The following is a 12,087-nucleotide window of genomic DNA, read 5'->3' on the forward strand; positions in this document are numbered from 1 at the left end:
TTTACACAAATATAGTTAAAAAAATAGATGAATAGAAAAATTGAGGTATATGTCTTGTTTGAAAAAGACTACAGTTATCATTTAGACTGTAGTTCTTCATTCATTTTTCTTTCCAGTTCTGCTTGAAATTCTTCCATTACAGGTTTTACAGTGCTTTCTGGTAAATCAGCAATCCGAATATACATCAGTCCGTCAATAGCATTGTTAAAGAGAGGATCTACATTAAAAGCAACTACTCGAGCATTTTGTTTGATATATTTCTTGATTAGAACAGGCAAGCGTAGATTACCTGGTTCTACTTCGTCTATGATTTTGTCAAATTTATTCAAGTCAGATTCTGCTTCGTTAAATACAAAATCTTTATCAGCGTCTTTTAATTTTACCTTGTATTCTTTTTTAGGATGAATATATTGTGCAATATAAGGATCGTAAAAATTAGATTTCATGAATTCAATCATCAATGATTTTGAAAATTCTGAAAACTGATTACTAATACTTACTCCACCTATTAAAAACTTGTGTTCAGGATGTCTTAAAGTAGTATGTACAATTCCTTTCCACAATAAAAATAAAGGCATTGGTTTCTGTTGGTATTCATTGCATATAAAGGCACGTCCCATTTCGATTGACTTGCTCATCATATCGTAAAGTTCGGGTTCAAAACGGAATAAGTTTTGTAAATAAAAACCGTTTATTCCATATTTGGCAAAAATTCTAGATCCTAATCCCATGCGGTAGGCACCTGCAATTTGTTTCGTATCATCATCCCATAAGAACATGTGATGGTAATAGTTGTCAAATTCGTCCAAATCAATAGATTCGTTAGTCCCTTCGCCAACGGCTCTAAAAGTGATTTCTCTTAAACGTCCTATTTCGTGTAGGATATTAGGTATTTCATCGGCTTCTGTTAGAAATACTTCATAATTTTTACTTTGAAGTAATCGAGCCTCTTTTTTTCGAAGTTTAGCTACTTCTTCAATCATTTTTTCTTGATTGGCTCCTGTTACAATTGCTTTTGCAGGTTTTGAAGTAGGTTTTAAAATAGGTGCTTCAAAAAGCTTTTTTTCTTCGGCAAAAGCATTAGCAAGCATATACGTTTTTTTGCGTAAAAAATCCGTATAGTCCTCTAAAGTCGTATATTCATTCTGTTCGGTTACTGAAATAGGTTTTCCTATTCGAACTTTTATGACACGATCTTTTTGAGTTAATAATTCAGAAGGAAGTTTGGCTGTTCGTAAGGTGCTACTTAGTTTAGATAAAAAGTAAAATAATTTACTATTTTTAGCGTGAAAATAAATAGGCACAACAGGAACTTGTGCTTTTCTGATAACTTTAATAGCCCCTTCTTCCCATTCTTTATCTACTATAAGTTTTCCGTCTTTATAGGTCGAAACTTCACCAGCAGGAAACATACCTAATGGTTTGCCGTCACTTAAATGACGAAAAGTTTCTTTTAAACCAATTACACTCGATTTAGCATCCTTATGATTTTCAAAAGGATTGACAGGCATAATGTAAGGTTTTAAAGGTTCTATACGGTGTAGTAAGAAATTGGCAATAATTTTAAAATTAGGCTCACGTTCAAGCATTAATTTTAAAAGTAATATACCATCTATGCCTCCTAGTGGATGGTTGGAAATAGTTATATAAGGACCTTCCTTAGGTAATCTCTTTAGATCTTCTTCGGGAATCTCAAACTTAATCTGGAATTCGTCCAAAATTGCATTCAAGAATTCTACATCCGATAGATGTTTATTCCTATCATAAATTTTATTTAATGTTGATATCTGAAGCGCTTTCATTAACAACCAACCCGAAAAAGTCCCTACAGGGCCATAATTATCCGTTTTAATTGCTTTTGCTACTTCTTTGGCAGTTACTAAACCCATTTATATTTACGATTAATGCAAGTTGCAAATATAGCAAAAGTCGTATAATATGTAATGGTTTAACAATGAATCATTTATTTTTTTATTAAATCCGTTCAGATTTGTTTGATATTCAAATGTTTGTTAATTGTTTAAAAAAAAATAGTCGAGACTCCTAAAATATTCTATACTTTTGGAAAAATCAATTATGCTATGAATAATGCATTAATAGTATTCATAATGAGTGATTTAGTTTTAATTTGTTAATTCTTTTTAATGAAAATTATATCATACAACGTAAATGGTATTCGCGCTGCCATTACAAAAGGTTTTTTAGAGTGGTTGCAAGCAGCAAATCCAGATGTAATTTGCTTACAAGAGATAAAAGCAACACAAGATCAAATTCCAGTAAAGGATATTGAATTAGCGGGTTATCCTTATCAATATTATTTTCCCGCAGAAAAAAAAGGATACAGCGGAGTTGCTATTCTTTCCAAAATAGAACCTAAAAAGGTTGTGTACGGAACAGGTATTGAACACATGGATAAGGAAGGACGGAACTTAAGATTAGATTTTGAGGATTGTTCTATTATGAGCTTATACTTACCTTCTGGTACGAATATAGATAGATTAGAACATAAGTTTATGTATATGGATGACTTTTATAGTTATATAGATGAACTTAAAAAAGAGGTGCCTCATCTTGTAATTTGTGGTGATTATAATATTTGCCATGAAGCTATTGATATACATGATCCTATACGAAATGCAAAAGTTTCTGGATTTTTACCAGAAGAAAGAGCATGGCTGGATAAATTTATAAAATCAGGATTTATAGATAGTTTCCGTTTTTTTAATACAAATCCGCATCATTATAGTTGGTGGAGTTATCGTGCTAATGCACGTGCCAATAATAAAGGCTGGAGGATTGATTATTGTTTGGTAAATGAAAAATTACAAGATAGAATGAAACGCGCTTATATTTTGCCAGAAGCGAAACATTCTGATCATTGTCCTGTGTGTGTAGAATTTTAATAAACCCCAAATCTTTTGAATTATGATAAAAAAAACTTCTATAGGATTACTATTGTTAGCACTAAGTACTTCCTCTTGTGTTTCAAAAAAGATATACACTGATTTAGAAAATAAGTTTGCTGAACTTAAAAAAGAACGTAATGCTTTAGCAGATGAAAATGAATTGCTTAAATCAGGTAAAAGCCAAGCAGATTTAAATTTAACAAAAGTAAAAGCAGAGCTAGAAAAAATAAAAGCGGAACGCGATAAATTAGCAGCAGATTATACAGCTACTTCTAACAACTTAGCTACTTTACAAAATTCATATAATGCTTTAGAAAAGAATAGTGACGAGGCATTAAAGGCTAATATGGATAAAAATCGGGAGTTGTTAGCACAATTAGAAGCAAAGGAAAAAGCCTTGGCTGCTGAAAAAGCACGTTTAGATAAATTAAGTAAAGAGTTTAAAGATCGTTCAGATCGTGTAACAGAACTAGAAAATTTAGTGGCTGCTAAAGAAGCCTCTATGAAAAAATTAAGAGAAACTTTAGCAAAATCATTAAAAGCTTTTGAAGGGAAAGGTCTCTTAATCCATCAGAAAGACGGTAAAGTATACGTTTCGATGGAAAACAAATTATTATTCGAATCAGGAAGTTGGACAGTAGGAACAGAAGGTAAAAAAGCAGTTGATTTAGTTTCAAAAGTTTTAGCTGATAATCCTGATATTTCAATTTTAATAGAAGGACATACAGATAACGATAAGATAAACGGAACGTTAGGAGGAGGAGTTGAAAATAACTGGGATTTATCTACTAAACGAGCTACAGCTATTGTAAATTTATTATCGTCTAATCCAAAGATTAAAAAAGAAAACTTAACAGCCGCTGGACGTAGTGAATATAGCCCATTAGTATCAAATGAATCGACAGAGGGGAAAGCTAAAAATCGTCGTATTGAAATTATTTTAACCCCTAAATTAGATGAATTAACAAAAGCATTAAATGAATTATAAAGAAACACGGAGTAAAGACTTTAAATAGAAAGTGAGTTCTTTAAATTTGAAATGCCTTTTAGGTGAAATAAATTAAAAGTTTATAAATGAAATATATCCAATTGCCTTACACTGGGTTAGAAGTAAGTGATATTTGCTTAGGAACAATGACTTTTGGAAATCAAAACTCAGAATCAGAGGCACATGCTCAAATGGATTATGCCTTTGAAAGAGGAATTAATTTTTTTGATACAGCCGAAATGTATCCAATAGGAGGAAATGCGAAACTATTTGGAAATACAGAACGCTATATTGGAAGTTGGTTTAAAAAAAAAGGAAAGCGAGATCAAGTTATTTTAGCAACCAAAATTGCGGGGCCCAATAGAGGCTTAGATTATATTCGTCAACCATTAGATTTTTCAAAAAAAAGTTTACACCAAGCAGTTGATTTAAGTTTAAAAAATCTACAAACAGATTATATAGACCTTTATCAAATGCACTGGCCTGAAAGGGTTATGAATATGTTTGGTAAAAGAGGTATGACCGAAATGGATAGCCAATGGGAAGATTCTATTTTTGAAATATTAACGGTTTTTGATGGTTTGATTAAGGAAGGAAAAATTAGAAATATTGGAGTTTCTAACGAAAATCCTTGGGGAGTTATGCGTTATCTGATAGAAGCGGAAAAGCATAATTTGCCTAGAATAGCCAGTATACAAAACCCCTATTCTTTATTAAATAGACTTTTTGAAGTGGGACTTTCAGAAATTTGTATGCGTGAAAAGTTAGCTTTACTAGCTTATTCTCCTTTAGCATTTGGATTTCTTACAGGGAAATATTTAAACGGAACGCCTAAGGATTCACGTATGGGGAAATTTCCAAATTTTACTCGTTATACCAATGAAAATTGTTATAAGGTAACAGCCAAATATCAAGAATTAGCCCATAGTCTTGGGCTTACTTTAACCGAGTTATCTATAGCCTTTGTGTATCATCAATCCTTTGTAACTTCTACCATAATAGGGGCAACCTCATTAGACCAGTTAGAAGAAAATATTAATGCTTTTGAGGTTAGACTTACTGATGAGGTAATAGCAGAGGTTAATAAAATACAAGAGCTACATCCTAATCCAGCACCATAGAATAGGAATGTTTTATATACCATAATTAAGACTGTTCAAGCATTAAATGAAACAATATCTAAAAAAATAAAAGGAATTATCAATCCTTATTTTTTATAAGTTTTAAGATATTCTTGAACAGTCTTTTAATAAATTATAGACTATTAATTATTTTATCTTTAGGATATTTAACAGTATAACTGATTCGTATTTTTTGAGTTTCATTTGGTTTTAATTGAAGATCCCAAGTTAAAATTCCTGTTTCTTGATTTACTTTTGCGCCATCCTTCTCTGTAAGTTCTATTTCCATTTCTTTGTCCGTTGAAAGAGGGTATTGATCTTTTAAAATAATATTAATCGATTCTTTTTTATTATTTCGAACGATAATATCATAAGTAAATGTTTGTTCTTTTTTAGAAGATAAGAAACGAATACCTGATTTATCGATTACTTTTTCCCTTTTAATAGATACTTTTTTGTCACGTCCCATACTTAAATGAAGAGTGTCTGATGTTTGATTCGGATTAATATATGTTTTTCCAACATGTAGTCCCTCAAAAACAATATTGGCTTCGCCTGCCAAGAGATTGTATTTAGTATAATCTTTTATCTCAGCCATTAAAAAAGCTTCTTTTTCTATTTTTGGAGCAGTATAGTATTTAAATGAAGCAGGAATTTTAAAATCTTTAAGAGAAACACTATGTGCTTTACCATTTGATATAATATCGTATGGGATATCTATTTCAAAAGAAGTTTGTAATTGATTCTCTACAATATCTGTATAACTACTTATAGAAGAAGGAACCTCTACAGCTGCCTCTGTTTCCATTTTACTCATTTGTACATCTGCTGCTCGACCCTGTAATTGATTAGATATTCCTTTTTTTGTTGATATTGTGAATATCCATAGGTAAGAAACCAGCTGTTTAGAATAGGAGCTTGATTGTTTTGATTGGGATTTCCAGAAGACAATGTGAGTTTAATCTTTTTCCAGTCAATTCCAGTAGTTTGATAAACTTGTGCTTTGTAAATTAAATTAATAGAATCTTTTATACTTTCTGTACGAAGATCATAAAAAGGAATCCAGCTAGCGTTGGGCGTTATATATGAAATTTCTAAAGGTATGTTTCCTGCTGAAGTATTCATAAGTTGCAAAACTAATTTACCTGTAGCTATTTTTTTCATCTTTTGAATTATCTATCTCAAGTTTAGTATTTAACAGTTTTAATCGTTCTGTTAATTTTTTTTCTTTTTCTTCAAGAACGTTAATGTTATTACTCGTTTCAGTTCGTTTTATTTTGTAATATTCAACCATTTTAGATAGTTCTAGAACATTTAAACCTGAATTTTGACCGTAAACTTGTTGATTTTTATCTAATAGTTCAATTGTTTTTTGTTCAGAAATACGAATATTCGTTACTTTATTTATTTCCTTTTGAAGTAGTGTAATACTATCTTTTACTCTTTTTATTTCAGGAGAACTTTCATTTGTATCGTATTCAGAAATATAATCATTAGTAAATTGTATAGATAAAATAGTAACATGAGAAGGGGCACTTATTTGAACAGAATTTTCATTTAAATAATTGGCCACATTTTTAATGACTATTTCATGAGTACCGTTTGTTAACGGGATATGGGTCTGATGAATTATTTCGGCTGAATTGAAATAAACAGTTGCTTCTTTTATTTTTGCTTGAGTAAAAATAGGTTTTTGTGCCCAAGCAAAAAAGAAGTCAATAAAATAAATTTTATAAAAATCTTTTGCATAATATGTAGTTTGTATCTTAATAAGTAGACAATTTACTGCAAAAGGTTGGAAATGAAAGAATAATTAATCTAAAATCTTTTTACAGGAAGTATCGCACTGTCTAAAAAGGTTGTATCTTTTGGTATTCTAATACGTAGTAAATTCCTTGCTTTTCCCGATATATATATAGGTATTGATTGTCCAATGGTATCTTCAGTACTTATTAAAGCCCTTTTTAACATTAGATTTTTTATAAATTTTTGATGTCTTTCAGCACCTGATTTTTGTTTTCCCTCTTCGTTGAATTGGTACATAAACTTTTTGGGTTTAGGAACTATAGAAGCTAGAAATAAGCATTCGTTTAAGTTGAGGTATTGTGGTTTTTTTTGAAAATAAAACGCTGCGGCTTCACTTATTCCGTAGATATTAGGTCCCCATTCGATAATATTAAAATAGACCTCCAGCATTCTTTGTTTAGATGCAATTTGATTGTTTTCTAAAATATAAACAAGTAGTATTTCTTCGAGTTTTCTAGATAATGTTTTTTCGCGTGTCAAAAAAACATTTTTTACTAATTGCATACTGATAGTACTGGCCCCTCTGGCAAAACGTTTAGTACGGATATTCTTAATAATAGATTGTTTAAAAGCTTCTGTAATAAATCCTCGGTGTCTAAAGAAAGAAGGATCTTCACTTGTTAAGACAGCATTTTTGAGATAAGCAGGAATAGAATCATAAGGCGTAAAATGAGTATTACTATTACCTACCCAAATAGGACGTTGAGGGATTCCATTTTCAATAGCTCTGTATTCAAATTCAGAATTTAATTTTTCCAAATTAGCTTGTCCATATTTTAAAATATATAAATTATTCTTGTTTAGTTTACTATCAAAAATTAATTGATGTGGTTTGTTAATATTCACTTCAAAGTTTAAATGATAGTCAAAATCACCCAGTGCTTCCATTCCTTCAAAATGGCTAAAAAGTCCTGTAGGAAGTGATGTAATAAAGTCTTGTGCTCTGATTTTTTCTAAATCTAATTTGAGTTTATAAAGAGTATCTTCGGCTGTATTATACTCTAAATAAGGTTTGACTTTTATTTTGTTCAGTCTAGCCAAAGAATTTTGGCTAAGTGAAATGAAATTACTACCTAATACAAATTGATAGTCAAATTCAGCTTCCTTAATAACGACATCTTTATGGGCTATTTTAGGATGGTTAATCGTTAAGTTATTTATAGATGCTAATCCATTAATCGTTAATTCGCCAAAATTCATATCAATCCGATCCACTTTTAAACGAATTTTATCAAAGCCCGTTTTAAGCCCCCATTTTTCTTGTAAATAAGGAAGTGTTATTTGCGAAGTATCAGCAGACTGTATTAGTAAATCAGTTTGTTTTTTACGAGCATTGGCGTATCCTTGTATATTCCATTTTTGATAAAAATGATCCGTTGCAATTTGTATTTGAGTGTTTAACTTTTCATCTTTTAAAGAAAGGTTTTGCATTTGAAAAGTTAATTTTTTATCCATATCCTGTACTCGAAGTGTTAAATTTTGCAAGCGCATTTCGGTTGGGATGAGGTTTAGTAGTTGGGTTAAAACACGGTTAGCTAGTTTAGCATAATTGCGTTTTCCATTAGTTATTTCCTCCGATTTGTCTTTTTTAAGAAAAGTACTAAAATTAGTACCCCTTTCATTTTTTACTAATTGGATAAAACCATTTTCAATTTTTAAATTTTGAAGTTGTAGATCGCCTGTAATAATTTTAAAAAGATTAATTTCTGTTTCAATTTTTTTGACAGATAGTAATGTATCCTTGTTTAGGGGAAGTATTTGAATATTTTCTAAGGTAATACTAGAGGTGCCTGTAAATGAGGCTTTTTGTATTTGGAAAGTCGTTTCGTAATCTATTTTAAACTTGTTTTGAGTTTTTAAAATAGCTTGTTCTAACAAGGAATCACGAAAAAAGTAAATGACACTTAAGAATAGTACAAGTATAATAGGTAATATTTTAATAAATAAAAAGAACCATTGCTTTTTTGTCTTCATAAATCAAGTTATTGGGGTAATAAAGCTATAAAATTGTCTACTTCTTTTTTTTGTTTAGCATATTTTTGTTGAAGAAGACCTTCTTTTTCCATACGGTTATAGTATTCTAGTGCTTTGTTGGCAAAAAAGAGTTGTTGGTTGTTAGCTGGATTAGGTATTTTGGAATAAGTTTTATGAAAAAGCATTTCATAATAGGCTTGCCATTCTCTTTCATTTTTATCCCAAACTAAGTTATTAGGTGCTTTTTGTCCTACATGTATCATCTCGTGTGCTATCAGATTAAGCATGAGTTTAAATTCAAATTCAAAAGTATTTTCAGGTATTCGTATTTTTTGAGGTTTACCAAACTCACCTTCTGTGGTCATTAATATAAATTTAGGTGCTGCCTTTTCTCTGAGTTCAAATCCTCCAAAATTAGGATGTATAATGTCAAAAGTACTAATAACGTATTCAGTACAGGCTATAGTTTCGCCTAATTCATGATAAGTTTGTACGATTTGTAGGATTTGACTTAATGATTTCATAGGTTCTCTTGCTTATCCAAATAATTCGCTTACTACGTCTTCAATTTTTGCAACTAGGTTAATTGCTATTTGATGGTTTTTTAGTGATATTTTACTGTATTTAGAAACAAATATGGTTGAAAAACCCAGTTTTTCAGCTTCTTGTATTCGTTGGTCAATTCTATTTACAGGGCGTATTTCACCTGATAAACCGACTTCGCCTGCAAAACACATATCTTTTCCTACTGGAATATCTTCGTTAGAAGAAAGTATAGCCGCCACAACTGCCAGATCAATGGCAGGATCATCGACTGTAATTCCTCCTGTTATATTCAAAAAAACGTCTTTAGATCCTAATCGGAATCCTGCTCTTTTTTCTAAAACAGCTAGTATCATATTGAGTCTTTTGGCATTATAACCAGTAGTGCTTCTTTGAGGTGTGCCATATACGGCTGTAGAAACGAGTGCCTGTATTTCAATCATTAAAGGGCGCATGCCCTCCATGGTTGTGGCTATGGCAGTACCCGATAATTCTTCTTCCTTGTGGGATATTAATATTTCAGAGGGATTAGCAACCTCTCTAAGCCCTGATCCTAGCATTTCATAAATTCCTAATTCTGAAGTAGAACCAAAACGATTTTTGAGTGATCGTAAAATACGGTAAATATGATTTCGATCGCCTTCAAATTGTAATACGGTATCGACCATGTGCTCTAGGATTTTTGGTCCTGCAATGGTACCGTCTTTTGTTATATGCCCAATTAAAATGACAGGTGTATTGGTTTCTTTAGCAAATTTTATGAGCTCTGCAGTGCATTCTTTTATTTGAGAAATGCTACCAGCGGATGATTCTATATAATCTGTTTGTAAAGTTTGTATAGAGTCAATAATAACAACATCCGGTTCAATAGTTTCAATTTGTTTGAAAATATTTTGAGTCTTCGTTTCTGTTAGTATATAGCAATTGTTGTTTTCGGCTGTAATTCGTTCCGCCCGCATTTTTATTTGCTTTTGGCTTTCTTCTCCCGATACATATAATGTTTTATAAGGTAAATTGAGTGATATTTGAAGTAATAAAGTGCTTTTACCTATTCCTGGTTCGCCTCCTAACAAAGTGAGTGAACCAGGAACTAATCCACCTCCTAACACCCGATTTAATTCTCCATCTGTTGTATTCATTCTAATTTCTTCTGTAGAATCAATTTCATGAACTAAAAGAGGTTTGGAAACTCTTTTAAGGGAGGAGGAGGAATCGGTTTTCCAATTATTTTTTTCTTCTTTTTGAACAATTTCTTCAACTAAGGTATTCCATTCTTTACAAGATGTGCACTGGCCTTGCCATTTAGCAAATTGAGTTCCACAACTTTGACAAAAAAAAGAGGTTTTAATTTTAGCCATTGGATATTAATTCTCTTTTTTATTTTCTTCTTTTAGAGGTTCAGTAGATGTTTCAGTAGCGTTTTCTAAAATGTTTTCTTCCGCTTTTGTATCTTTTGCTTTGCCTCCTTTCATTTTATTCTTTTTAGGAAGTTTAGCTTTTAGTTCTTCCGCTTTATTCATCATAAAATCTCTGGTAATGTCTCCAATTTCCGTTTTATTAAAAGAATCTTGATAAAATTTTAAAGCTCTTTTTATTTCTCCTCGTTTTTCCCAATACATTCCCATGTGGTATTCATACAACATGGTTTTTTCGTATTGTTGACCTGAAATCTGAGCTAAAAGTTCATATTCATACCAAGCTTCATTTTTTTTAATAGCTGTTTCAATAGCCCTCATGTCGCTAAAACGAATGTTGGTTTTTAGTCCCAATGATTTTTCTATTGCATCGTATTTTTTGTTAAGATAATCTACAAAACCTTCTTTTAGAGGACTGATTTTATCTTGGTATTCCATGGCTGTAATAGGTTGGTATATCTCAAAAAAATGATAAAGAGCACTTGGTATAGCATTAGGTGCTATTCCATAATGGGCTATTCCTTTAAAATCATCAAACTTATAGTTTAAAAAATCATTTTTAATAGTTTTGATATTTTGATCTAATGTTTTAATGTTTTTTTGGAATTTCTTTAAGTCACCATCAGAAGTTGCTTGGTAATAAAAAACAGGTTTTTTTGTTTCTAAAAGTCTTTGTGCTACCATGCCCTCCATTCCATTTGCTAGTTCAGGACTGATAGAAATGTAACCGTCAAATAAGGGATTTTCTTTGTATAAAAAAGCGTTTAAAAAACCAGCTGTTAGATCCATGCCCGCTATTATACGAAAAGGGGCTAATCGGTATTTTTTTCTAAATGGGGTAGGAGTTCAGTGCCAATAAATTCAAAAAAATCAGCTCCTTTTTTAGTAGGTAAACCTTCCGCTGGATCAAATTGAGAATCATCATAACGCTCATTGTTCTTGTTTTGATTAATGCCAACTAAAATTACTTCAGGTAGGTCGTCCCAATAATTTCCATATCGTAAAGTACTTTCAAATGAAGGAAATAAAAACTCACTATCAAGAACCAATATGACAGGATAGCTACGTTCAGGATTAGATCCGTAAGAAGTAGGTAATTTAACTGTAATATCTCTTTTTGCATTAAGTTTTGTCGAGAAAAAATGATCCACAGTTGTCTGAGAAAATAGAGTCAAGGAACAAAAGAAGGCAAATGCCCATATAAAATTTTTCATATATGTGAATTTATTTACGATAGCCTTCTATATAGAATTGCTTTTGTATTGTGCAAATACATTATGATGAGCTAAATCTTATAGAAAAATTACCTGTTAAGTTGGTGAAGCAAGTTACTA

12 protein-coding genes are annotated in these 12,087 nt (G+C 31.2%); 3 read left to right on the top strand and 9 right to left on the bottom strand.

Going from position 1 to position 12,087, the window contains the following annotated elements:
* Positions 1–77 precede the first annotated feature (77 nt).
* Positions 78–1,889, bottom strand: a complete 1,812-nt coding sequence (locus tag JJC05_RS10195) for a GNAT family N-acyltransferase (protein ID WP_088390785.1) — start codon at positions 1,887–1,889, stop codon at positions 78–80.
* 255 nt (positions 1,890–2,144) lie between these two features.
* Between JJC05_RS10195 and JJC05_RS10200 the strand changes: the two genes are divergently transcribed.
* The 3 genes from JJC05_RS10200 to JJC05_RS10210 all read left to right on the top strand — a co-directional run bounded on the left by JJC05_RS10200 (position 2,145) and on the right by JJC05_RS10210 (position 5,015).
* Positions 2,145–2,903, top strand: coding sequence for an exodeoxyribonuclease III (locus tag JJC05_RS10200; RefSeq protein WP_088390783.1), 759 nt, complete (start codon positions 2,145–2,147; stop codon positions 2,901–2,903).
* Positions 2,904–2,925: 22 nt separating this feature from the next.
* Entirely contained in the window at positions 2,926–3,894 is a 969-nt protein-coding gene (locus JJC05_RS10205) for an OmpA family protein (protein WP_105195672.1), read from the top strand.
* Positions 3,895–3,980: 86 nt separating this feature from the next.
* Positions 3,981–5,015: an aldo/keto reductase gene (locus JJC05_RS10210; RefSeq protein ID WP_088390779.1), complete on the top strand. Its 1,035-nt coding sequence runs from the start codon at positions 3,981–3,983 to the stop codon at positions 5,013–5,015.
* Between the two features lie 133 nt (positions 5,016–5,148).
* Here the strand turns inward: JJC05_RS10210 and JJC05_RS18300 are convergent, their stop codons facing one another.
* Genes JJC05_RS18300 through JJC05_RS17285 form a run of 8 tightly spaced genes read right to left on the bottom strand, consistent with a single transcriptional unit; the run spans position 5,149 to position 11,967 of the window.
* On the bottom strand, positions 5,149–5,823 hold the full coding sequence (locus tag JJC05_RS18300; RefSeq protein WP_309597308.1) for a DUF4139 domain-containing protein: 675 nt from the start codon (positions 5,821–5,823) through the stop codon (positions 5,149–5,151).
* A 5-nt stretch (positions 5,824–5,828) separates the two neighbouring features.
* The gene (locus JJC05_RS18305; protein ID WP_309597309.1) at positions 5,829–6,179 is read right to left on the bottom strand and encodes a DUF4139 domain-containing protein; all 351 of its coding nucleotides are present in this window, start codon (positions 6,177–6,179) and stop codon (positions 5,829–5,831) included.
* Complete coding sequence (locus JJC05_RS18310; protein ID WP_309597475.1) at positions 6,157–6,786, bottom strand: DUF4140 domain-containing protein; 630 nt, start codon at positions 6,784–6,786, stop codon at positions 6,157–6,159. Before JJC05_RS18310 ends, JJC05_RS18305 begins: the two co-directional genes overlap by 23 nt.
* 47 nt (positions 6,787–6,833) lie before the next feature.
* The gene (locus tag JJC05_RS10220) at positions 6,834–8,795 is read right to left on the bottom strand and encodes a transglycosylase domain-containing protein (RefSeq protein ID WP_235877345.1); all 1,962 of its coding nucleotides are present in this window, start codon (positions 8,793–8,795) and stop codon (positions 6,834–6,836) included.
* Positions 8,796–8,803: 8 nt separating this feature from the next.
* Positions 8,804–9,319, bottom strand: coding sequence for a hypothetical protein (locus JJC05_RS10225; RefSeq protein ID WP_235877346.1), 516 nt, complete (start codon positions 9,317–9,319; stop codon positions 8,804–8,806).
* A 12-nt stretch (positions 9,320–9,331) separates the two neighbouring features.
* Positions 9,332–10,696 carry a DNA repair protein RadA gene (radA, locus tag JJC05_RS10230; protein WP_105195677.1) on the bottom strand — a complete coding sequence of 455 codons (1,365 nt, stop codon included), beginning with the start codon at positions 10,694–10,696 and terminating at the stop codon, positions 9,332–9,334.
* Positions 10,697–10,702: 6 nt separating this feature from the next.
* Positions 10,703–11,542, bottom strand: a complete 840-nt coding sequence (locus JJC05_RS10235) for an alpha/beta hydrolase (RefSeq protein WP_258928573.1) — start codon at positions 11,540–11,542, stop codon at positions 10,703–10,705.
* A gap of 23 nt (positions 11,543–11,565) precedes the next feature.
* Positions 11,566–11,967, bottom strand: coding sequence for an alpha/beta hydrolase-fold protein (locus JJC05_RS17285; RefSeq protein WP_258928575.1), 402 nt, complete (start codon positions 11,965–11,967; stop codon positions 11,566–11,568).
* Positions 11,968–12,087: the final 120 nt, after the last annotated feature.

Origin of the sequence: Flavobacterium davisii, from assembly GCF_019565505.1 — a bacterium.
Taxonomy (GTDB): Bacteria; Bacteroidota; Bacteroidia; order Flavobacteriales; family Flavobacteriaceae; genus Flavobacterium; species Flavobacterium davisii.